This is a genomic window from Luteibacter sp. HA06, from assembly GCF_054061215.1.
This window is the reverse complement of the sequence record NZ_JBSSDZ010000001.1, coordinates 2,816,091-2,837,479: the sequence shown is the minus strand read 5'-3', so window position 1 is coordinate 2,837,479 and position 21,389 is coordinate 2,816,091. Positions and strand designations below refer to the sequence as shown.

At 64.3% G+C, this 21,389-nt stretch carries 21 protein-coding genes; 15 read left to right on the top strand and 6 right to left on the bottom strand.

All coding sequences use genetic code 11. The features are described 5' to 3' along the window. Nucleotides 1–22: 22 nt before the first annotated feature. The 6 genes from ACVWWJ_RS13045 to ACVWWJ_RS13020 all read left to right on the top strand — a co-directional run bounded on the left by ACVWWJ_RS13045 (nucleotide 23) and on the right by ACVWWJ_RS13020 (nucleotide 5,782). Complete coding sequence (locus ACVWWJ_RS13045; protein WP_456968198.1) at nucleotides 23–793, top strand: SDR family oxidoreductase; 771 nt, start codon at nucleotides 23–25, stop codon at nucleotides 791–793. Between the two features lie 37 nt (nucleotides 794–830). Beyond that, a complete protein-coding gene (locus ACVWWJ_RS13040; protein ID WP_456968197.1) occupies nucleotides 831–1,322 on the top strand; it encodes an Ohr family peroxiredoxin in 492 nt (163 codons plus the stop codon). Further along, nucleotides 1,319–1,675 (top strand): helix-turn-helix domain-containing protein, encoded by a 357-nt coding sequence (locus ACVWWJ_RS13035; protein WP_159896486.1) that lies wholly within the window; start codon nucleotides 1,319–1,321, stop codon nucleotides 1,673–1,675. Before ACVWWJ_RS13040 ends, ACVWWJ_RS13035 begins: the two co-directional genes overlap by 4 nt. 81 nt (nucleotides 1,676–1,756) lie before the next feature. Continuing rightward, on the top strand, nucleotides 1,757–3,391 hold the full coding sequence (locus ACVWWJ_RS13030; RefSeq protein ID WP_456968196.1) for an OFA family MFS transporter: 1,635 nt from the start codon (nucleotides 1,757–1,759) through the stop codon (nucleotides 3,389–3,391). A gap of 272 nt (nucleotides 3,392–3,663) precedes the next feature. Continuing rightward, nucleotides 3,664–3,954: a hypothetical protein gene (locus ACVWWJ_RS13025; protein ID WP_456968195.1), complete on the top strand. Its 291-nt coding sequence runs from the start codon at nucleotides 3,664–3,666 to the stop codon at nucleotides 3,952–3,954. 4 nt (nucleotides 3,955–3,958) lie between these two features. Then, on the top strand, nucleotides 3,959–5,782 hold the full coding sequence (locus tag ACVWWJ_RS13020; protein WP_456968194.1) for a GGDEF domain-containing protein: 1,824 nt from the start codon (nucleotides 3,959–3,961) through the stop codon (nucleotides 5,780–5,782). 18 nt (nucleotides 5,783–5,800) lie between these two features. On the opposite strand, the gene maiA is transcribed toward ACVWWJ_RS13020, so the two are convergent. From maiA to ACVWWJ_RS12995, 5 genes are all read right to left on the bottom strand, one after another. Beyond that, nucleotides 5,801–6,451, bottom strand: coding sequence for a maleylacetoacetate isomerase (gene maiA / locus ACVWWJ_RS13015; protein ID WP_456968193.1), 651 nt, complete (start codon nucleotides 6,449–6,451; stop codon nucleotides 5,801–5,803). Nucleotides 6,452–6,541: 90 nt separating this feature from the next. Next, a complete protein-coding gene (gene ykgO / locus ACVWWJ_RS13010) occupies nucleotides 6,542–6,667 on the bottom strand; it encodes a type B 50S ribosomal protein L36 (RefSeq protein WP_029213509.1) in 126 nt (41 codons plus the stop codon). A gap of 88 nt (nucleotides 6,668–6,755) precedes the next feature. Beyond that, a complete protein-coding gene (locus ACVWWJ_RS13005) occupies nucleotides 6,756–7,670 on the bottom strand; it encodes a LysR substrate-binding domain-containing protein (RefSeq protein ID WP_159892212.1) in 915 nt (304 codons plus the stop codon). A gap of 406 nt (nucleotides 7,671–8,076) precedes the next feature. Then, nucleotides 8,077–8,712 carry a CoA transferase subunit B gene (locus ACVWWJ_RS13000; RefSeq protein ID WP_159892196.1) on the bottom strand — a complete coding sequence of 212 codons (636 nt, stop codon included), beginning with the start codon at nucleotides 8,710–8,712 and terminating at the stop codon, nucleotides 8,077–8,079. Nucleotides 8,713–8,722: 10 nt separating this feature from the next. Then, on the bottom strand, nucleotides 8,723–9,442 hold the full coding sequence (locus ACVWWJ_RS12995; protein WP_456968192.1) for a CoA transferase subunit A: 720 nt from the start codon (nucleotides 9,440–9,442) through the stop codon (nucleotides 8,723–8,725). Between the two features lie 212 nt (nucleotides 9,443–9,654). Between ACVWWJ_RS12995 and gndA the strand changes: the two genes are divergently transcribed. Together gndA and gspD are read left to right on the top strand one after the other, a co-directional pair. Next, complete coding sequence (gene gndA, locus ACVWWJ_RS12990) at nucleotides 9,655–11,070, top strand: NADP-dependent phosphogluconate dehydrogenase (RefSeq protein ID WP_456968191.1); 1,416 nt, start codon at nucleotides 9,655–9,657, stop codon at nucleotides 11,068–11,070. Nucleotides 11,071–11,338: 268 nt separating this feature from the next. Then, on the top strand, nucleotides 11,339–13,693 hold the full coding sequence (gene gspD / locus ACVWWJ_RS12985) for a type II secretion system secretin GspD (RefSeq protein WP_456968190.1): 2,355 nt from the start codon (nucleotides 11,339–11,341) through the stop codon (nucleotides 13,691–13,693). Nucleotides 13,694–13,875: 182 nt separating this feature from the next. Here gspD and ACVWWJ_RS12980 read toward each other — a convergent pair whose 3' ends face one another. Then, the gene (locus tag ACVWWJ_RS12980) at nucleotides 13,876–14,271 is read right to left on the bottom strand and encodes a hypothetical protein (RefSeq protein ID WP_456968189.1); all 396 of its coding nucleotides are present in this window, start codon (nucleotides 14,269–14,271) and stop codon (nucleotides 13,876–13,878) included. A 187-nt stretch (nucleotides 14,272–14,458) separates the two neighbouring features. On the opposite strand from ACVWWJ_RS12980, the gene ACVWWJ_RS12975 reads away from it, so the two are divergent. The 7 genes from ACVWWJ_RS12975 to ACVWWJ_RS12945 all read left to right on the top strand — a co-directional run bounded on the left by ACVWWJ_RS12975 (nucleotide 14,459) and on the right by ACVWWJ_RS12945 (nucleotide 21,345). Further along, nucleotides 14,459–15,193, top strand: a complete 735-nt coding sequence (locus ACVWWJ_RS12975; protein WP_456968188.1) for an STN domain-containing protein — start codon at nucleotides 14,459–14,461, stop codon at nucleotides 15,191–15,193. Nucleotides 15,194–15,206: 13 nt separating this feature from the next. Then, nucleotides 15,207–15,731, top strand: coding sequence for an RNA polymerase sigma factor (locus ACVWWJ_RS12970; protein ID WP_456968187.1), 525 nt, complete (start codon nucleotides 15,207–15,209; stop codon nucleotides 15,729–15,731). 5 nt (nucleotides 15,732–15,736) lie between these two features. Beyond that, nucleotides 15,737–16,705: a FecR family protein gene (locus ACVWWJ_RS12965; RefSeq protein WP_456969709.1), complete on the top strand. Its 969-nt coding sequence runs from the start codon at nucleotides 15,737–15,739 to the stop codon at nucleotides 16,703–16,705. A 111-nt stretch (nucleotides 16,706–16,816) separates the two neighbouring features. Further along, nucleotides 16,817–18,430, top strand: a complete 1,614-nt coding sequence (locus tag ACVWWJ_RS12960) for a ShlB/FhaC/HecB family hemolysin secretion/activation protein (RefSeq protein WP_456968186.1) — start codon at nucleotides 16,817–16,819, stop codon at nucleotides 18,428–18,430. Nucleotides 18,431–18,466: 36 nt separating this feature from the next. Next, a complete protein-coding gene (locus tag ACVWWJ_RS12955; RefSeq protein ID WP_456968185.1) occupies nucleotides 18,467–20,242 on the top strand; it encodes a DUF2341 domain-containing protein in 1,776 nt (591 codons plus the stop codon). Between the two features lie 10 nt (nucleotides 20,243–20,252). Then, nucleotides 20,253–20,660 carry an ExbD/TolR family protein gene (locus tag ACVWWJ_RS12950; RefSeq protein ID WP_046969330.1) on the top strand — a complete coding sequence of 136 codons (408 nt, stop codon included), beginning with the start codon at nucleotides 20,253–20,255 and terminating at the stop codon, nucleotides 20,658–20,660. 4 nt (nucleotides 20,661–20,664) lie between these two features. After that, a complete protein-coding gene (locus ACVWWJ_RS12945) occupies nucleotides 20,665–21,345 on the top strand; it encodes an energy transducer TonB family protein (RefSeq protein ID WP_456968184.1) in 681 nt (226 codons plus the stop codon). Nucleotides 21,346–21,389 lie beyond the last annotated feature (44 nt).

Genomic DNA, 21,389 nt, shown 5'->3' with positions numbered 1-21,389 from the left:
GCATCGCCGTAGGAGATTCGCCATGAAAGTTCTCGTGATCGGAGGCTCAGGCCTCATCGGCACCAAGGTCGTTGCTCGTCTGCGTGCCCTCGGGCATGAAGCGATTTCAGCGTCTCCCTCGTCTGGCGTGAACACCATGACCGGTGAAGGCCTCGACGCGGCTATCGCTGGAGTGCATACCGTGCTGGATCTCAGTAACTCACCGTCCTTCGCGGACAAGGACGTGCTCGCGTTCTTCGAGACCACCGGTCGTAACATCGCTGCGGCGGAGGTCAAGGCTGGCGTGCAGCACCATGTCGCGCTCTCCGTGGTCGGTGCCGACCAGCTTCCCGACAGCGGCTACCTGCGCGCCAAGGTCGTGCAGGAAGCGATCATCCGCGATTCGGGCGTGCCCTATACCATCGTTCGATCGGCTCAGTTCTTCGAGTTCCTCAACGGCATCGTCCAGGCCAGCGCGAAGGGTGAATCCGTGCACCTGTCGACGGGGTACATGCAGCCGATTGCCTCCGACGAGGTGGCTGACGCCATGACCACGGCGACCATCAGTGCGCCGGTCAACGGCATCATCGAGATTGGTGGCCCGTACAGGGTCCGCATGGCCGACCTCGTCCAGCGCTTCCTCAGCGCGATCAAGGATCCGCGCCAGGTGATTCCGGATCCGAAGGCCCTGTACTTCGGTACCGTGTTGGAGGAGGACTCTCTGGTACCGGGGCCGGGTGCGACCCTCGGCAAGATCGACTTCGACACCTGGTTCGCGCAGTCCGAATTTGCAAAGGGCGGGGCGGCCGCATGAAGAGCGACGTCGCCGCCTGACCGCCGCGCACCGACCGATGAAACCGACACGTCCCCCTGTTTCGTTTCTCCAGCGCTACACGGGCGCCGAGTTCGCCCCGCTGTACACCGCAACCGTGTCCGTCTCGGGGGGAGATGCCGCACATGGACGCGCGTCGGGCGTGGCGCGCTCGGACGACGGTACGCTAGACCTTCAGTTGCGGATGCCGCCGGAACTCGGCGGGCAGGGCGGCGGCACAAACCCCGAAGCCTTGTTCGCGGCAGGCTTCGCCGCCTGCTTTCATGGCGCGCTCAGCCTTCTGGCCGCTCGTGGTGGCTTGACCATTGCGGACGCTAACGTCATCGCCTCGGTGACCTTCGGCCGCGATCCCATGGATGGGCTTTTCACTCTTGTTGCGGATGTTCGCATCACGCTGCCCGGTGTCGAACGCACCGTCGCCGAACAGCTGGTGCGCAACACCGAACGTATCTGTCCTTACGCCAAGATGGCCCGCCAGGGCATCGAGTGCATCGTTTCGTTAGAGCCATGACCGAAAGTCGTCTTCCCCCCTGGGCGCGCGAGCGTCTGCAACGCTTCATCGACATCCATCTCGGACGTCGCCTTGCCATCGCTGAGCTCGCCTCCGCGATCGGGTACAGCGAGTCGTATTTCTTCCGCGCGTTCAAGGCGAGCTTCGGCAGCACGCCCCACGCTTATGTGCTGATGCGTCGCCTGGAGCGCGCCTGCGAGCTCATGCTCGCCACAGACGATGCGCTCAGTGACATCGCCGTGCGCTGCGGTCTCGCCGACCAGGCGCACTTCACGCGGCGCTTCCGGCGCGCCTTCGATGCCCCGCCGGGCGAGTGGCGCCGCCGCGAGCGTGCTGTCACATTTCCCCCATAAGACCATCGTAGGGTGGCGCCACGCGAAAACCTGCCTAAGATGCGATCCGGGGCAGTACCACTCACTGGCAGGGGATCATTGATGGCAGGGAACGACACGGCTGGCTTGCTGGCCCGGGAACGTACGATCGCGGGTCCGAGGTTCAACCGTTGGCTGGTGCCACCCGCCGCACTCGCCATCCACCTGTGCATCGGTATGGCCTACGGCTTCTCGGTTTTCTGGTTGCCGATGACCAAGCTGGTGCCCGGTGCCGATGCCGCGGTCTGCGCGAGCCAGGGCTTCCTCGATCAGCTGACCACGACCACCTGCAACTGGACCGTTCCGTCGGTCAACCACATCTTCGAGACGTTCATCGCCATGCTCGGCCTCGCTGCGGCGATCTGGGGCGGCTGGCTGGAGCATGCCGGTCCGCGCAAGGCGGGTTTCATTGCCGCGTGCTGCTGGGGCGGTGGCCTGGTACTGGGCGGCATTGGCGTGTCCATCCACCAGTTGTGGCTGGTCTATCTCGGCTGCGGATTACTGGGCGGCGTCGGGCAGGGGCTCGGATACATCACCCCGGTCTCCACGCTGATCAAATGGTTTCCCGATCGTCGCGGCCTGGCGACCGGCTTCGCCATCATGGGCTACGGTGGTGGCGCGATGATCGGTGCACCGATTGCCGTCAAGCTCATGGACGTCTTCAAGACGGGCGATATCCCCGGGGTGTCGACCACGCTCATCGTCATGGGCGTCATCTACTTCGTGGCCATGTCGCTGGGTGCCTTCGGCTTCCGCGTGACGCCCAACGGCTGGAAGCCCGTGGGTTATCAGCCCGCGGTCGCCGGCACCGCCAACAAGCGGCCGATGATCAGCCATGGTCACGTGCATCTGAGCCGGGCCTGGAAGACGCCGCAGTTCTGGTTGATCTGGGGCGTGCTGTGCATGAACGTGACCGCCGGCATCGGCGTGCTCTCCATGGCCAGCCCGATGCTGCAGGACGTGTTCGGCGCGGGGTTGCTCGGTGTCGATCCGGGCACGGCGCTCACCACCGCGCAGAAGACCGCCATCGCTGCCGCCGCGGCGGGTCTGGTCGGCTTGATCAGCCTGTTCAATTCGGTGGGTCGCCTGGCCTGGGCCTCGGCGTCGGATTACCTTGGCCGCAAGGTCACTTACTTCATCTTCTTCCTCCTCGGCATCGTCCTGTATTGCCTGTTGCCGACGCTGGGTCATCTGGGTGCGGCCGCGCTGTTCGTCATTACCGTGTGCGTGATCCTTTCGATGTACGGCGGGGGCTTTGCCACGGTGCCGGCGTATCTGGCCGACATGTTCGGTACGCAGATGGTCGGCGCCATCCATGGCCGGTTGCTCACGGCATGGTCGGTGGCTGGCGTGATCGGCCCGGTACTCATCGCCGGCATCCGTGAAGCGCAACTCGGCGCCGGTGTGGCGAAGAACCTCGTTTACGACCGCACGCTGTATATCCTCGCGGGGCTGCTGGTTATCGGCCTGATCTGCAATCTCCTTGTCCGCCCGGTCGACCCGAAGTACCACATGACCGAAGAAGAGCTGCGCCGTGAGCGTTCCCTGCAGCACGACGTGCAGGCCTCGGAGGCCACACTTGCCGCCGCGGCACGCGGGTCCTTTGGCGCGGTGGGCGGACTGGCCTGGCTGGCCGTGGGTATTCCGTTCCTGATCGGCGTGTGGATTGCTTTGCAGAAGGCTTCGGCGTTGCTGTAGCCCCTGGCACCGCGTCGTCAGGAAAACGGCCACCTCGAACCTGGCGGTCATCATGTTGCCTGGGGTTACGCGGAAAGTTGCAGGCCTGTGGCAGGCCCGAAGCCGGGAGTTGGGCATTTTTACTTAGCCTGAAAGGCAGGCGCCCCGACCGGCCGACTGGCCTACTTCAACGCCGGCACCCATGCGGCTATCATCCACGGACGGCGACCTCGAGGGGAGGACTCGTCAAATCGGGCCAGGGGTAGGTCCTCTGTGCTCACGGGATGAGTGGGATGGGTAACGTCATCGAGTTTCTGGCGCGTCTTGGGGAAGACGCGTCGCTGCGCCATGCGTCCGACGAGGCGCTTGCCGACCTCATCAGCGAGGCCGGCATGAGTGAGGCCGTGACGGCACTTCACGCCGGGGTCGGGCACAACATCTACTTCAGCGGCCAGATGCCCAGCCCTCAGCGCGAGGTGGAAGAGCCGGAAGAGGAAGAGGAAGAAGACGACGAGGACGACGAAGACGGCGAGAAGCCGCCGCGTCGCAGCCCCAGGCTACCTGTTCCCGGTTCCCGGCACTGACCGCATGAATGTAGCCGCTCGCCTTGGCCTGACCTTCGTCCTGCTTGTCTTCACGAGCACGGCGACGATCACCCTGGCGACGCCCCAGTTACCGGGACCGATGCCGTCCCCCGCCACCGCGAACCATGCGGATCTCGGCGACATGCTGGCACGTGCGGACGCGATCAAGATCAAAGACCTCGGCGCGTTCACCCAGCTTCTCGACGAGATCGGCGCGAGGGAGAAGGAGCTCGACAGTGAGCAGAAGTCGCTCTTCCATTTCCTGCGCGGCTGGCGAGCTACCTGGGTGGGCGATTACGGGAGGGGGAAGGCGGAGCTCGATGCGGTGGCCGACTCGTCCACCAGCAACGTTTTACGAGCGCGCGCCACGGCAACCCTGATCAACCTGCTCGGTATCGGTCATCGCTACGAAGAGGCCTTCACGCGCCTGACCCAGTTGCAGGACATGCTGCCTTCCCTCCGCGACCGCAAGGCCCGCTTCCAGGCCCTCGGTGAGGCATCGCAGATGCTCAGCACCGCCGGGCAGTTCGATCAGGCCGAGGCGTATGCGCAGCAGATGATGGACAACCCGCCGCCGGGTGAATCGATCTGCAAGGGGGCGGCGCATCTCCTGCGTGCGCGACGCGAAGGTGGTCGGTTGCACACGCTCGATCCGATCTACCAGAGCGCCATCGATTCCTGCGTCGGGAGTGGTGACGAAGTCTTCGCCGATGGCATGCGAGCCGACGTCGCCGCCTTCCAGATGGCGAATGGCCATCCGGAAGAAGCGGTAAGAATCCTGGTCGCGAATCGCGACGGCCTTCGCGCACTGCGTTACCCGCCTACGCTTTCCGAGTTCGATGGCTTGCTTGCGCAGGCTTACCTCAAGCTGGGTGACTTGCCGAACGCCCGGCGTTACGGTCTTTCCGCACTCGCCAGCTCGATCCAGGGCGAGTTCACCGATCCGCGGCGCTCGGCTTACGAAGTGCTCTACCAGGTCGAGGAACGGCTGGGCAATGCCACCGCTGCGCTCGGATTCCACGAGCAATACATGCTCGCCGATAAGGCCTACCTCAACGACCTGAGTGCGCGCAGCCTGGCTTTCCAGATCGTCGACCAGCAGCTGGTCGCACGCAAGGCCGAGGTCGATGCGCTCAACAAGCAGAACGAAATACTGCGCCTCAACGGGGTGGTCGACCGCAAGGAGGTCGAGACGGGGCGTCTGTACATCTTCATCCTCGGCCTTAGCCTGCTCGCCATTGCATGGCTGGTGCTCTGGCTGCGTCGTTCGCAGATGCGTTTCATGAAGCTGGCACGTCGCGATGGCCTTACCGGTATCTGCAATCGCGAACACTTCGTGGAACAGGCCGACCGCGTGCTTGCCTATGGCGCACGTTCGGATCGCGGGCTGTGCGTGATCCTGTTTGATCTCGATCACTTCAAGGGCGTCAATGACACCTATGGCCACGCCGTGGGTGACGAGGTCCTCAAGCGTGCGGTCGACGTGTGCCACCGTGCGCTGCACGCCTGCGACGTATTCGGTCGACTCGGTGGAGAAGAATTCGCGATCTTGCTGCCTGATTGCAGTCCGGCGCAGGCACGCGCCCGTGCCGAACAATTGCGTCTTTCGATTTCGGCCACCGCGGCCACCCAGGCGCGTCCCGAACTGGCGGTGACAGCGAGCTTCGGTGTCTCGTCGACACTGCAGTGTGGCTTCGAGCTGCATCGGCTGCTCGTCGTGGCCGATGCAGCGCTTTATCGCGCCAAGCGGGCAGGGCGCAATTGCGTGTTCATGGGCGACACCGGCGATATTCCGGATTCGCCCTACCTGACCGAAGCGCGCGGCTAGAGCCTGCGCAAAAGCGGGCTATGCCGGCGACGGGGCGCCGGACTGACGGAGCGGATGCGCATCGGCGAATGCCGGTAGCTCGAAGCAACGCTTCCCCAGCGCCGCCACGGTGGGATACGCCGCAAAGTCCAGTTTGTAAAACTGCGCCAGGATGATCTGGCCGGCGATACAGATGTCGGCGATCGTCGGCGTGTCTCCCAGGGCGAACGGCGTGGCCGGGCGTCGCGTAAGCAGCCGCTCGTAGGTGGCCATGCCTTCCTCGATCCAATGACTGCACCATGCCTCGACCGCGTCGGTGTCAGCACCGAACGCTTCGCCCAGATGCTTACGAACGCGGGGCACGATCAGGGGATGCGAATCGGCGACGGATACAAGCGCAAGCGACCGGGCATACGCCCGCTCCTTTGCATCGGTGGGCAGCAGCGGCGGCTCCGGCTGGATCTCGTCGAGATACTCCATGATCGCCAGGGACTGGAAGATGCGGTGGTCGTCGTGGACGAAGGTCGGGACCACATGCTCCGCATTCACTGCCGCATAGTCGGGATCGAACTGGCGTCCCGAGAGGATGTCGATCTCGATTTCCTCGAAGGGGAGCTTCTTCAACGCAAGCGCGACACGGACACGAAACGCCGCATTCGAACGCCAGAAACCGTACAGCTGAATAGTCATGGTTGTGTATCCGCTTCGTTCGATGCAGCCACCAAACATAAAAAAAGGCCGCTTTCGCGGCCTTTCTCATGAACCCGTCGCAGCTAGAGATTAGCGCTGACGAGCCTTGAAACGGGGGTTGCTCTTGCAGATCACGAACACTTTGCCGCGACGGCGAACGACTTTGCAGTCACGGTGACGCGACTTCGCGGACTTCAAAGAGGAAAGCACCTTCACGGATAGCTCCTGAAACTTTAAGGACAAGGAAAAACGGAATTGTAGCGATCCGGTCGGCGTTACGCAAGCGCCGGGAAAGATTGACCTTTCAGGCGAGGCCTAGTGCCGTGCGGGCCTCGCGCACCGTGCGAAGGAAACTGTCGAGCACCGGAGACGTATTGTCCACGCGACTGGCCACGGCAAGCAACAGGTAGGCCTCCGGGTCGTCCACCGGCACGAAGGCCACGCCGTCCAGGTGCACGGCACGCAGCGACCCAGGCACCAGTGCCAGGCCTAGTCCTGCCGCCACCAGCGGCAGCAGGGAAGGGATCTGCTGGGCTTCCTGGCGCACGTTGGGACGGAACTTCGCCTTGTTCGCCAGCAGCATCAGGCGGTCGATCAGGGTCGCCGCATGGGCACGAGGTGGCGCAACGAAGCGCTCATGAGCCAGCTCTTCCATGCGCAGCGACTCGCGGTTGGCCAGGCGGTGCCGGGTGGGCAGGGCGATGACCAGCGGCTCGTGGTCGATGACTTCGACATTCAGCTGGCGGGCATTGGCCACGCCCTCGGGATGCGCCCGCAGCAGGCCCACGTCGATCTGTCCGCTGAGAATGGCGTCGTACTGGGCGCCGGTCAGCATCTCGCCCAGGTGCAGGCTCACGCCCGGTGCCGCTTGTGTGAAGCGCAGCAAGGTTTCCGGCAGCGCACGGTGGAATGATACGGAGACGGCATAGGCAAGCCTCAGCTGGCCAGTGAACCCGGCGGCCGCTTCGGTGACCACGGTTCGTGCGCTTTCCGCCCGCGCCAGGATGGCCTTGGCCTCGAGCAGGAACAGCCGGCCCGGCTCAGTCAGAGCCACGCGGCGGCGGTTGCGATCGAGCAGGCGCACACCGAGATCCGCCTCCAGGGCCAGGATCTGCTGCGACAGCGGAGGCTGCGAGATGTGCAGCCGCTGGGCGGCCTGGGTAAAGCTGAGGGTTTCTGCCACTTCCACGAAGTAGCGCAGCTGGCGCAGATCGAACATAGTCGATTTTCGTCTTAGTGAGCGGTGAAAGATATATTGGCGAGAATTTCCTAGGAAATCTATCATCCACCTCGACCTACCAATCAACCCTCCCCCTGGGTCGGTAGGTCCCTCGCCCCGCATCGACGCTAAACACCGGTATCTGGCCTACCTCCCCCCCCGAGGCCCATACCGAGGCGTCCTCTGCGGGGCGACTTTATTTCCGGCGCCGAAAACCTTTCTGCCCTGTGTGGGAGCCGCTTCAGCGGCGAAAAGCCAACGGAGCGGTTTAGCCTCACGGCCATCGCCGGCATAGCCGGCTCCCACATAGAGCATCGCCGCTGAAGCGGCTCCCACAGTTACATGCCTCCCACAGTTACATGGCTCCCACAGTTACATGGCTCCCACAGTTACATGCCTCCCACAGTCAGAGCTTCGAGGTGAAGTTGCACTCGGTGCTGGCGCGTACGTGGGCTTCGTCGACGCCTGTGGCCAGTTCGATCAGTTCGAGGCCGTTCGGGGTGACGTCGAAAACTGCCAGGTCGGTGATGATGCGGTCGACCACGCCCTTGCCGGTGAGCGGCAGGTTGCATTCGGTGAGGATTTTCGGGGTGCCGTCTTTGGCGGTGTGTTCCATCACCACGACGACGCGCTTGACGCCGGCGACCAGGTCCATCGCGCCGCCCATGCCCTTGACCATCTTGCCGGGCACCATCCAGTTGGCGATGTCACCCTCGGCGGTCACCTGCATGGCGCCCAGGATGGAAATATCCACATGGCCGCCACGAATCATCGCGAAGGAGTCCGCGCTGGAGAAGTACGACGCGCCGGGGCGGGCGGTGACGGTCTGCTTGCCGGCGTTGATCAGGTCGGCGTCCACTTCCTCTTCGGTAGGGAAGGGGCCGATGCCGAGCAGGCCGTTTTCCGACTGCAGCCACACGTCCACGCCTTCCGGCAGGTGGTTGGCGACCAGGGTCGGCAAGCCGATACCCAGGTTCACGTAGTCGCCGTCGGAGAGTTCCAGGGCGGCGCGCTGCGCCATCTGTTCACGAGTCCAGGCCATGGTGTTCTCCTCAGGCGCGCACGGTGCGCTGTTCGATGCGCTTGGACGGCGCGGGATTGTGCACGATGCGATCGACGTAGATGCCCGGCGTGTGGACCTGGTCCGGATCCAGCTCGCCGACTTCGACCATGATCTCGACTTCGGCGATGCAGACCTTACCGGCCGTGGCCGCCATCGGATTGAAGTTGCGCGCGGTCTTGCGGTACACGAGGTTGCCCGAGGGATCGGCCTTCCACGCCTTCACCAGCGCCACGTCGGCGAGGATGGAGCGCTCCATCACGTACATGTTGCCGTCGAACTCGCGCGTCTCCTTGCCCTCGGCCACCTGCGTGCCGTAACCGGTGCGGGTGAAGAAGGCGGGGATGCCCGCGCCGCCGGCGCGCAGCTTTTCGGCCAGCGTGCCCTGCGGGGTGAACTCGACCTCGAGCTCGCCGGCGAGGAACTGGCGCTCGAACTCCTTGTTCTCGCCTACGTAGGACGAAACCATCTTGCGGATCTGGCGGGTCGCCAGCAGCAGGCCGAGGCCGACGCCGTCGATGCCGGCGTTGTTGGAAACGGCGGTCAGGCCCGTGACCCCGGAATCGCGCAGGGCCTCGATGAGCAACTCGGGAATACCGCAGAGGCCGAAGCCACCCACGGCGATGATCTGTCCGTCGGCCACGAGGCCGGCCAGGGCTTCACGAGCGCTGGCGACACGTTTGTCGCGCGAATGCGACTTCACCTGGTTCATGCGTTGTCGAGTCCATCCGGGCGGTCCGGCCGCCGGTTCGCCCGCCATCATAGCCGAGCACCATCACGTCCCGTGGTACTTCGTGGGTTCACGCTGGTCCATGGTGCTGGGCAGCAAAGTTCGATTCGACCAAGAACTCTTGCCCGGTTGGCGGTTTGATTGACAGGTATCCACTGGCCCGTCTCCCGCAATTCCCAAACTGGAGGTTCTCCGTGAGCAAGCAGAAGATTGGCGTGATCGGCATGGCCGTCATGGGTCGCAACCTGGCCTGGAACATCGAAAGCCGTGGTCACGCTGTTTCCATCTTCAACCGAAGTAAAGAAAAGACCGACGACGTGATGGCCGAGAGCAAGGGTAAGCAACTCGTGCCCACGTACTCGCTGAAAGAATTCGTCGACTCGCTCGAGAAGCCCCGCCGCATCCTGCTCATGGTGCAGGCGGGCAAGGGCACGGACGCGGTGATCGAGGAGTTGCGCCCCTTGCTCGACAAGGGCGACATCCTCATCGATGGCGGTAACACGTACTACAAGGACACGGTGCGCCGTGGCGAGGAACTGGCGAAGGACGGCCTGCACTTCATCGGTACCGGCGTGTCCGGTGGCGAAGAGGGTGCGTTGAAGGGTCCCTCGATCATGCCCGGTGGTCCGCGCGACGCCTACGACCTGGTCGCCCCGATCCTCACCGAGATTGCCGCGAAGGCGCCGGATGGCGAGCCCTGCGTCACCTATATCGGCCCCGATGGCGCCGGTCACTACGTGAAAATGGTGCACAACGGCATCGAATACGGCGACATGCAGCTCATCTCGGAGAGCTACGCCGTGCTCAAGCACGTCCTTGGCCTGGACAACCAGGAACTGGCCGACGTCTACAGCGAGTGGAACGAGGGCGAGCTGGACAGCTTCCTGATCGAGATCACCTCGAAGATCTTCACCAAGAAGGACGACAAGAGCGACAAGATGCTCGTCGACATGATCCTTGACCGCGCCGCGCAGAAGGGCACGGGCAAGTGGACCAGCCAGAGCGCGCTTGACCTCGGTGTGCCGCTCACGCTGATCACCGAGTCGGTGTTCGCCCGCGGGTTGTCATCCCTGAAAGAAGAGCGGGTCGCGGCGAGCAAAGTTCTTGCCGGGCCGAAGGCGGAGAAGTTCTCGGGCGACCGTTCGGCCTTCAAGGAGTCGGTGCGTCGCGCCCTGTACATGAGCAAGCTCATTTCCTACGCCCAGGGTTTTGCCCAGCTGCGCGCGGCTTCGGACGAGAACGACTGGAAGCTGGACTACGGCGCCATCGCCAAGATCTTTCGCGCCGGCTGCATCATCCGGGCCCGTTTCCTGCAGAAGATCACCAATGCCTATAAGACCGGCGGCGACGTGAAAAACCTGCTTCTCGATCCTTACTTCCGCGATATCGTGCAGAACTACCAGGGCGCGTTGCGCGAAGTTGTCGCCGAGGCCGTGCGTGTCGGCGTCCCGGTACCAGGGTTCTCCGCCGCCATTGCCTACTACGACAGCTATCGGGCCGACCGCCTTCCGGCGAATCTCATTCAGGCTCAGCGCGACTTTTTCGGAGCCCACACGTTCGAGCGGGTCGACGAGAAAGGCAGCTTCCACGCCGAGTGGGCGGCCGAATAACCCACAACGCTTCTGTAGGAGCCGATTCATCGGCGATAACCCGGTCGCCGCGACCTTACCCGTTGCTGCGACCTGGCCCGCTGCCGCGGGATCGCCGATGAATCGGCTCCTACAGAGGAGGTGGGCTGCCTTGTAGGCGGACTTGTGTCGCGACTTCGGACGCAAGAACTAGCGCTGACAGGGAACCTCCCTTTAGAGTTGGCGGAATCGAGAGGGTCGCTGCGTGCGTGGCGGCCTTTTCGCGACCAACCAGGGAGTAGTTCGTTTGATGCTGAGACGTAAGCTGACCGGCGCCGTGGCGCTCGCTGTGGCGCTGGCCGGGTGCTCGACCCTGCCTCAGCCGCGCGATGACGGTGCACTCCAGCGCGAAGCCATGGCTGGCACCGAAAAACCCGCACCGCGGCAGGTGCCGGTTCCCAGCACCAATCCGGCCACGCCGGGCGTGGCCCCGCCGGAAGTCACCACGGGCACGGGCGAATTCGTCAAGGCCGTGGGCCTGGCCAAGCCGACGCCGGTCGCCGAGGGCGCGGGTACCGTTACCTTCAATTTCGAGAACCAGCCGGTCGAGTCGGTGGTGAAAGCCATCCTGGGCGACCTGCTGCACGAGAACTATTCGATCGTCCCGGGCGTGCAGGGCAACGTGTCCTTCTCGACCTCGCAGCCGGTGACGGCCGAGCAGGCGCTGCCGATCCTCGAGACGCTGCTCTCGTGGACGGGCAATGCGCTCGTCCACAGCAATGGCCGCTATGTCGTGATGCCCGCGAAGGATGCCGTCGCCGGCAACCTCGTGCCGAGCATTGGCGCGAATGCGCCGGCCGGTGGTCTTCAGGCGCGCCTCTTTCCGCTGCACTTCATCTCCGCGACGGAGATGCAGAAACTGATCAAGCCATTCGCCCGTGCCGATGCCGTACTGCTCGCCGATCCGACGCGCAACGTCCTGGTCATGGCCGGCACGCCGACCGAGCTGGAGAACTACCAGCGCACCGTGGCCACGTTCGACGTGGACTGGCTGCGCGGCATGTCTGTCGGTGTATTCAGTCTGCAACGCGCCGAGGTCAAGGACCTCACGCCGATGCTCGACAAGTTGTTCGGCGACAAGGGCAATACGCCCATGGCGGGCCTGCTGCGTTTCATTCCGATCGAGCGGACCAATTCGCTGGTGGTGATCAGTCCGCAGCCCGCTTACCTCGATGAAGTGCGCAGCTGGATCGACCGCATCGATCACGGCGGTGGCAACGAAGCGCAGCTTTATGTCTACGACGTGCGCAACGTGCAGGCGTCGGATCTGGCCGATTACCTTTCCGACATTTACGGCGGCGGCTCCAGTGGCGGTCGCTCGGGCGATCGCGGCGGCAAGACGGGTCCGGGCCTCAGCTCGGGCACCCTCGGTGGCAGCGACAGTGATTCTGGCCGCAGCGGCTCCGGTTTCGGCAGCAGCTCGGGCACCTTTGGCAGCGGTTCGTCGTCATCCTCGTCGAACGGCGGCTACATCAATACCACGAGCGGCAACGGCATCAACGGTTCGTCGTCCGGCTTCGGCAGCAGCGGTTCGTCGAGCGGCGGGTCGCAGAGCGGCTTTGCCGGCAGCGGCTTCGGTGACGATGACAACTCGCATCGCTCGCATACCGGCGGCATCACCACCGACGAGGGTGTGCGCATCACCTCGGTGGATTCGAACAACCAGTTGATGGTGCGTTGCCGCCCCGCGCAGTGGGCCGAGATCGAGCAGGCGATCAAGCGCCTCGATGCCGTGCCCCTGCAGGTGCAGATCGAAACGCGCATCCTCGAAGTCGCGCTCACCGGCAACTTCCAGTTCGGCGTGCAGTGGTACCTCGAAGGACTGGTCGGCAGCACCAACGGGCAGCCGACCCAGCCGGGCAACAAGCAGCAGTGGGCGCTGGGTAGTGGCGGGGCATCGTATAACCCCTCCACGGACAGCTTCTTCTACTCCTTCGTCAACAACAATATTTCGGTCGCGCTGAAGGCGATGGAAACCAGTGGCAACACGAAGACGCTGTCCGCGCCCTCGCTGGTGGTGTTGAACAACCAGAAGGCGCACATCCAGGTCGGTGACCAGATTCCGATCACGCAGACCTTCGTCAACACCGGTGCCAACACGGACAACACGATCGGCCAGGTCGAGTACAAAGACACTGGTGTGATCCTCAACGTGCGTCCGCGCGTGAATCCGGGTGGTCTGGTGTATCTCAACATCAACCAGGTGGTGAGTGCGCCGGGGCAGAAGGACACGACGACCGGTAATTTCCCGATCCAGCAGCGCGAAGTGGCGACGCAGGTCGCCGTGCAGAGCGGACAGACGGTGTTGCTTGGCGGTCTGATCAAGCAGGACGAAGGTGTCACCGACACCGGTATTCCGGGGCTCAACCGCATTCCGGTCTTCGGCCGGTTGTTCGGTTCGACCACGCGCAGCCGCAATCGCACCGAGTTGATCGTGCTGATCACACCGCGCGTCATCACCAATGGCGAGGAAGCGAAGCAGGTCACGGATGAGTACCAGCGCAAGTTCGAGTCGCTGCAGCCGTATCGCGATGGAGCGGTGAAGCCACGCGCCGCCGTGCCGACAGCCGCGCCGGCGACAACGGTGCCGTTGCGCCCTCAATAACCGCAAAACTTGTGGCTGTTGCCAAAACCTGTGGGAGCCGCTTCAGCGGCGATAGGTGCGGCATTGCCGCTCCGTAGGCTCTTCGCCGCTGAAGCGGCTCCCACAGGGGTGCTATCGCCGCTGAAGCGGCTCCCACAGGGTTGCTATCGCCGATGAAGCGGCTCCCACAGGGATCCCGGTACCTATAAGGGCTTGGCTAGCGGGGTGGGGTAGACGACTTTGGGGCGGTAGGGCTGCACGGAGATGCCCAGGTTGGGGCCCATGCGGTGGCTCAGGCTGTTCGCGTTGTAGAGGCCGATGGTGTTCGACGGGCGCTTGGTGATGTCTGCATCGCCGGGCATGGGTGCCGGCGTCACGCTGGTGGCGACCAGGCGGTTGAGGCAGGCATAGGACAACGTCGACCTCTCGTCATGCTCGACACACCCGGGCGTCGCCGACGCATGTACGCCGGGCAGGGTGATGACGTCCGGCGTGCCCGTTGCACGCGATGCGACCGGCGCATCCTGCGCAAATGCCACGCCAAAGCCCGCAGACGTCGCCGCGGCGGTCAGTACGAACAACCATTGCCGAATACGCATACATCATTCCTTGAGTCTTCGCTGCGTTGGATAGCATGCGCGACAGCGTCTACGGAAGTGGCGCGGCCGTTGTCATCGAGTTGTCACTCTTTTTGTCACGGAAAAAGCGCGGTTGTGTCATTTACCGCGCCTAGCCTTCCCACGAGACAAGTCCCCGTCACGTACGCCCATGTGCGAAGGAATGACCGTGACACGCTGCGTTTTCGCGCTGGTCGCGTTCACCCTTCTGCTCGCGTCGCCGCAGCTCGCGGCGCAGGTGCGTATGCCGGCGGAGGCATCACAGGGGTCGGAAGAAACGCATGCGCCAGCGCGCTTCGACATCGAGGCACAGCCGCTCGCGACCGCCCTTCGCGGTTATAGCGAAGCGACGGGTATCGCTGTCCTCTTCGACGATGCACTGGTCGCCGGGCGCGTGTCGCCGGGCATCCACGGTGTCGCGGACGCGCGCGATGCGTTGCGCGTTTTGCTCGTCGGAACGGGCCTCAACGCCCGTTTCTCCTCGATGAGCGCGTTTACCGTCACCGCCGATCCGGTCAGCGAAGCGGACGCCTCGATGGCGCCGCCTACGGCGTCGGATACCCAGGCGCCACTGCTCGACGAACACGGTGCCGGGCTGGTCCAGGCGGCGATCGAAGCAGCGCTGTGTGCGCACGCCGCGACGCGCCCGGGCAGCTTCCGTCTCGCCATGCAGGTTTGGATCGATGCTGCCGGCGTCATCAACGACGTGTCGGCGCTGGCGCCCTCGGACGACCCGCGGCGCGACGCTCGCGTCGTCGCGACGCTGCGTGGTGTTCGTCTACCTCCGTCGACTTCCCGTTTCAGCCCTGTGACAGTTCTGCTAACACCGTCGAGCACTGGCAGCTACCGTTGCGCTGGCGCTGGCGCTGGCGCTGGCGCTGGCGCGCGCGCGTGGGAGGGCTGAGATGGAGACGTCCATGCTCGGCCTCTTCCTCGCCAACTACGAAGACTTCCGTCGCCGGCTGCGTCGCCGCCTGCGTTCGGACGACCTCGTCGACGATGTGCTGCAGGAAACCTACCTGCGTGTCGAACGCCTCGATCCCCAGGCGGAACGCGCCACGCACCCCACCGGTTACCTGTTCCGCATGGCACTCAATATGGCTGCGGATCACCACCGCGCCTCGGGCCGCCTGCTGACCGGCGAGGAAGTCGACGACCTCATACAAGGTGTCGACGATCACCTGGATCCACCTACCGTGCTTTCCTCGCAGCAGGACATCGCGGCGCTCGGCCTGGCCCTGGACATGCTCACCCGCCGACAGCGCGAGATCCTCATCGCCGCGCGCATCGACGAGTTGCCACAGGTGGAAATCGCCGCCCGTCATGGCATCTCCGTGCGCATGGTGGGCAAGGAACTGAAGAAGGCGCTTGAGACCTGTGCCACAAAAGTGGGACGAAAATCGGTACAGCGGTTCGGTCCCGGGGCCGGAGATGCGTCTTGACCGGTATGGACACGACCAACATCACGCAGAGCGAGCGCCAGGCCCAGGCGTGGCTCGTGCATCTGACCTCGGGCACGGCTACCCGCGAGGACGGCGAAGCCTTCCGTCGCTGGTGCATGGCGAACGAGCAGCACGCCGAGGCCTTCGCGCGGACGCGGCAGATGTGGCAGGACCTCGGTCCGGCCGTCGCCCGGCGCCAGGCCTCCGCGTCGCGCGGTGAGCGACCGGCGGCCCGCCATGGCGTCCGCCTGAGCCGTCGCGCCTTCCTTGGCTCCGCCATCGCCGCCTCGGTGGCCGCCGTGGTCGTGGCTCGCTACGGCTTCGATACGGGCGGCCAGCGTGGCACCGGCGCAACGCTGCGCACCGCGGTCGGCGAGCAGACGCACGTGGACGTGACGCAGGGCGTCGCACTTGAAATGAACACGGCCACGGACATCGGCGTGCGTTCCTCCGGAAACACGATTACCGGCTTTCGGCTGCGCTCAGGCGAAGCCGTCGTGCGCATCGACCCGAACCACAGCGCACCCTTCGTCGTCGAGCTCGAAGATGCCCGAGTGCTCTCGGGCCCGGGCGCCTCGTTCGCCGTGCGCTGCGTGGATGGCGTCTCCACGGTGACCTGCCTGGAAGGGCAGGCCGTGCTCGCGCGCGCCGCGACGAAGACCCTGGTCAAGCCCTCGCAGCAACTGGCCTTCGATGCCGATGGCCTCGGCGATGCCGTTGCCGTGAATCCCGATACCGCGCTCGCATGGAGGCACCGCGTCCTGATCTATGACAACCAGCCCCTCGCCGACGTCGTCACCGACATCAACCGCTACCGTCCGGGCCGCATCGTCATCACCGACCATGCGCTCGGCGAGCGCCGTGTGCATGCGCGTTTCACCCTGGACCAGATGGCCGACGTGGCCACGCTGATCGAAGACGCCTATGGCGCGCACGCGACCCACCTTCCGGGTGGTTGGGTGTTGTTGAGCTGACTGTCGCGCGGGGTCGGCACCGTCGGCCTCATGAATTTTTCGTGACAACGGTTCAGTGCCGCCACTGCCCACGCGTCCTTAGGGCAGATGGAACATCAGGGGAAGCTCCGCGTGGCTACACGAGCAGTATGGGTGCGAGGCGCACATGCGCTGGCGCTGGCGATTTCGCTGTCGTTGACAGGTGCCGCCATGGCGCAGGACGCGCCGACCGCGTTCGACGTGAACGAATACGTCGTCGACGGCAACACGACACTGCAGGCGCTGGATATCGAAACGGCGGTCTATCCGTTCCTCGGCCCCGGCAAATCGATGAACGACGTGAACGGCGCGCGCGATGCGCTGCAGAAGCTCTACCAGAGCCACGGCTACCAGTCCGTAGTGGTGGATCTTCCGCCGCAGCAGGTGAAGGGCGGCGTGGTGCGATTCCAGGTCACCGAGAACACCGTGGGGCGCGTGCGTGTGGAAGGCGCTACGTACCGTTCCCCCAAGGATATCCGCGATGCGGTGCCGGCCCTGCGCGAAGGCGATGTACCGAACTTCGCCGATGCCCAGCAGCAGCTTACCGACGTGAACAAGCGCGGTGGTGCGCAGGTCGTTCCAGTGCTGGCGCCGGGCAAGTTGCCGCAAACCATGGACGTGACGCTGAAAGTCACCGACAGCTCGCCGCTTCACGCGAGCCTCGAGGTCAACAACGACCACAGCGTCAACACGCCGGAACTGCGCACGGTGGCGAGCGTGCGCGATGACAACCTGTTCCAGAAGGGGCAGTCCGCCTCGCTCACTTACATCGTTGCGCCGCAGGACCGCAGCGCGGCGGAAGTCTGGGCAGGCTCGTACCTGATTCCGCTGGGTAACGACTGGAGCGTGCTCGGCTCTGCTTACAAGTCCAACAGCAATGCCAACGCCGTTGGCGGTACGACGGTGCTCGGCAAGGGCAACGCATTCGGCTTCACCCTCGTACGCACGCTACCGACGCACGGCGAGTACTCGCAGTCGCTGTCGCTCGGTGTGACGCGCAAGCATTTCGACCAGAACATAAGCCTTGGCGGGCAGACCTCGAAGGCACCGATCACGTATATCCCGGTGGTGGCCGGCTATCAGGGCCAGTCCATCGGCGAACACTCGTCGAGCAGCATCGGTATCAGCGGCACGTTCGGCTTCCGCGCCGGTGCTAGCGACTCCGCCGAATTCGATAACCAGCGCTACAAGGCGAAGCAGAACTTCTTCTACATGAAGTTCGATGGTGGCCATACCCTCAACTTCGAGGGCGGCTTCAGCCTCGCGGGACGCCTCGGCTTGCAGTTGTCGACCTCGTCGCTGGTCTCCAGCGAACAGTACGCGGCCGGTGGCGACAGCACGGTGCGTGGCTACCTCGAAGCCGAAGAGACTGCCGACCATGGCGTGATCGGCTCGATCGAATTCCGTACACCGTCCATCGCCCAGCACATCGGTGGCTGGGTGAACGACTGGCGCTTCCACGCCTTTGCCGACGCTGCGCACCTCGCGCTGATGAACGCCTTACCGCAGCTTGTCGATCCGGCCAATCCCGCCGCAGGCAACACGCGCGTGACGAGCTACGACCTTTCCAGCGTCGGCGTCGGTACCCGTTTCCAGATCTTCAACATCGCTACTGGTGCGTTCGAGGTGGCCTATCCGTTCAACAACGGGCAGGCCACGCGTGCGCACGACACTCGCATCCATTTCTCACTCAAAGCGGATCTCTGACCGGCAGGTCGGACCATAGACACCAGGGGTATCACCGTGACTCGAATCTTGTTACTGACCTGCTTGCTGATCCTAGGCTGGGTGCCTTCGGCACACGCCGAGACCTCGTGGTGGAACCAGGACTTTTCCTTCCGCAAGGCCATCACCGTCGACACGACGGCGAAGGGTGGCAACGTCACCACGGCGGTCGGGCGCACGCCTTTGCTGGTCCGCCTGCACTCGGGCAACTTCACCTTCGACGGTGTTTCGGAGTCCGGGGCGGATGTCCGTTTCGTCGCCGCCGATGACAAGACACCGCTGAACTTCCAGATCGAGAGCTTCGACCCCGTGCTTGGCGTGGCGCTTATCTGGGTGGATGTGCCGCAGGTAGCGGCGGATGCCCAGCAGCAGATCTGGATGTACTACGGCAACACGAAAGCGCAGGGCGGCGAGAAGGCCGGCGCGGTTTTCGATGCCGATTACGCCGCCATCTATCACTTCGAGGAGCCCGCCGGCACGCCGCCGCACGATGCCACGGCCTACGGCAACAACGCCGTCGGTAACGACATCGCCGGTGTGGACGGGATCATCGGCAAGTCGGCTCGTTTCGACGGTTCGAAGATCGTGACGCTGCCGGGCAGCGTCTCGATGAATGTCGCCGAGGGCGGCACCTTCACCTTCAGCGCGTGGATCAAGCTGGATGCCATCGCCGATGGTCGCGCGCTGGTCTACGCCCGCCGCCAGGGTGACCAGAAGCTCCTGATCGGTCTCGACCATGGCGTGCCCTTCGTGCAGACGGGCGATACGACCAGCGCCTCCGGTGAGCCGATCAAGGCCGGCGCCTGGACGCACCTGGCCGTCACGGCCACGGGCGACGACATCGAGCTGTATGTCGATGGCAAGCCGTACGCCAAGCTTGCCGCGAAGCTGCCTGCGATGACCAGCCAGGCGACGCTTGGTGGTGACGCCCCGGGCCAGACGGAAACCTTCGTACCCTTCGCCGGCCAGATGGACGAAGTGCGCCTGTCGCGTATCGCCCGCCCGGCGACGCTGATCGCCGTGGACGCACAGACCCAGGGTGCGGAGTCGAAGCTGCTCAACTACGGCGCGGACGAGAAGCAGTCGGGTGTCGGCTTCGGCTACTTCGGGATCATCGTCAAGTCCGTTACCGCGGACGCCTGGTCGATCATCGGTATCCTGATGATCATGGCCGTGCTGTCGTGGGTGGTGATGTGGCAGCGTGCGTCGTACGTGAACCGCGTGACGAACGCCAACGAGGACTTCCTCGACGCGTTCCGCCAGCAGGGCCGTAATATCCTCGCACTTTCGAAGGATCCGGCCGCCGCGCGTCTGCAGGACGCCTCGTTGTATCGCCTGTACAAGGTCGGCGCGGGTGAAGTGTGGAATCGCCGCGACGCGGACGGTCACGACCACATCGCTGCGGAATCCATCGAAGCGATCCGCGCCACGATGGATTCGGTATTGGTGCGCGAGAACCAGAAGCTGTCGAAGTCGATGGTCTTGCTCACCATCGCCATTTCCGGTGGGCCCTTCCTCGGCCTGCTCGGCACCGTGGTCGGCGTCATGATCACCTTCGCGGCGATCGCGGCGGCCGGCGACGTGAACGTCAACGCCATCGCACCCGGTATCGCCGCTGCGCTACTCGCCACCGTGGCCGGTCTGTTCGTCGCGATCCCCGCGTTGTTTGGCTACAACTACCTGTTGATCCGCAACAAGAACGTCACCGCGAACATGCAGGTGTTCGTCGACGAGTTCGTGACTCGCCTGGCGGAACAGCAGCGCGCCACCCACCCGTCGGCCGTCGCGGCCTGAGGAACGGATCATGCGCGCGCAAGACGAAGAGAAACCGTACGACGATATCAACATCACGCCCATGCTCGATCTGGCGTACGTGTTGCTTGTGATCTTCATCATCATGACGACCGCATCGGTGCAGGGCATCAAGGTGAACCTGCCCAAGGCCAGCGCGGCGGTCAGCATGGCCAAGCCGCAGACCAAGGCGATCACGATCTCGGAATCGGGACAGATCTTCCTCGATGCCTATCCGGTGACGATCGGCGAACTCGAAGAACGTCTTCGCTCGCTGAAGGCGCTCAACCCGGATTTTCCGGTGGTGGTGAAAGGCGATTCCACGGTCCAGTACCAGAAGGTGATGGACATCCTGGACCTGCTGCGTCGCGTGGACCTGCCGCAGGTCGGCCTGGTCACCGGCAAGTCGCCGAAGGGATGAGCGCGTGACCTTGCCCACTTCCCGTCGCGGAACACCCAAACGCTGGCTCGGTCCGGCGGTCGGTGTGGTCGCGCTCGTCCTGCTCGGCCTGCTGATCTGGCACTTCGCCGGCAGCAGCGTCGGCGTGCGTCGCGAGGCGCCGCGTATCGCCACCATCACGCCCTTGCCGCCACCGCCTCCGCCGCCGAAGGAAAAGCCGCCGGAGCCGAAGAAAGTCGAGGAAGACATGAAGCCCATCGACAAGCCGCAGGACATCCCGCAGAAGCCGACGGACGCGCCGAAGCCCAGCAACGACGCGCCCAAGAGCGTCACCATCAATGGTGACCCTCAGGCCGGTAGCGACAACTTCAATATTGGCGCCGGTGATGGCGGTGGGATGGTCGGTTCCGGTGGCGGCAACGGTACGGGTACTGGCAGCTATGGCCAGTACCTCGGCTATGCGATCCAGCAGGCTGTGCAGCGCGACGAACGGGTCAACCGCCTGTCCTTCGATGTTCACGCGGATGTCTGGCTGGACGCCGACGGCAAGCTTGCCCGCGCCGAGATCGTCAACGGCAGTGGTAACGCCAAGACCGATGAAGCGCTGCTCGAAGTCCTGCGCGCGATGCCACGTATCGACGTGGCGCCTCCGGCGACGCTGCACTTCCCCGTGCGCGTGTCCATCCGCGGGAAGCGCCCCGTATGACGCCCACCACGCCAACCCCCTTTGAAACACACGCTTTGGAACCC

Coding starts and splice junctions, on each gene's coding strand:
- ACVWWJ_RS13045 (WP_456968198.1), top strand. CDS start 23: ATGAAAGTTCTCGTGATCGGAGGCTCAGGCCTCATCGGCACCAAGGTC.
- ACVWWJ_RS13040 (WP_456968197.1), top strand. CDS start 831: ATGAAACCGACACGTCCCCCTGTTTCGTTTCTCCAGCGCTACACGGGC.
- ACVWWJ_RS13035 (WP_159896486.1), top strand. CDS start 1,319: ATGACCGAAAGTCGTCTTCCCCCCTGGGCGCGCGAGCGTCTGCAACGC.
- ACVWWJ_RS13030 (WP_456968196.1), top strand. CDS start 1,757: ATGGCAGGGAACGACACGGCTGGCTTGCTGGCCCGGGAACGTACGATC.
- ACVWWJ_RS13025 (WP_456968195.1), top strand. CDS start 3,664: ATGGGTAACGTCATCGAGTTTCTGGCGCGTCTTGGGGAAGACGCGTCG.
- ACVWWJ_RS13020 (WP_456968194.1), top strand. CDS start 3,959: ATGAATGTAGCCGCTCGCCTTGGCCTGACCTTCGTCCTGCTTGTCTTC.
- maiA (WP_456968193.1), bottom strand. CDS start 6,451: ATGACTATTCAGCTGTACGGTTTCTGGCGTTCGAATGCGGCGTTTCGT.
- ACVWWJ_RS13005 (WP_159892212.1), bottom strand. CDS start 7,670: ATGTTCGATCTGCGCCAGCTGCGCTACTTCGTGGAAGTGGCAGAAACC.
- ACVWWJ_RS13000 (WP_159892196.1), bottom strand. CDS start 8,712: ATGGCCTGGACTCGTGAACAGATGGCGCAGCGCGCCGCCCTGGAACTC.
- ACVWWJ_RS12995 (WP_456968192.1), bottom strand. CDS start 9,442: ATGAACCAGGTGAAGTCGCATTCGCGCGACAAACGTGTCGCCAGCGCT.
- gspD (WP_456968190.1), top strand. CDS start 11,339: ATGCTGAGACGTAAGCTGACCGGCGCCGTGGCGCTCGCTGTGGCGCTG.
- ACVWWJ_RS12980 (WP_456968189.1), bottom strand. CDS start 14,271: ATGCGTATTCGGCAATGGTTGTTCGTACTGACCGCCGCGGCGACGTCT.
- ACVWWJ_RS12970 (WP_456968187.1), top strand. CDS start 15,207: ATGCTCGGCCTCTTCCTCGCCAACTACGAAGACTTCCGTCGCCGGCTG.
- ACVWWJ_RS12965 (WP_456969709.1), top strand. CDS start 15,737: ATGGACACGACCAACATCACGCAGAGCGAGCGCCAGGCCCAGGCGTGG.
- ACVWWJ_RS12950 (WP_046969330.1), top strand. CDS start 20,253: ATGCGCGCGCAAGACGAAGAGAAACCGTACGACGATATCAACATCACG.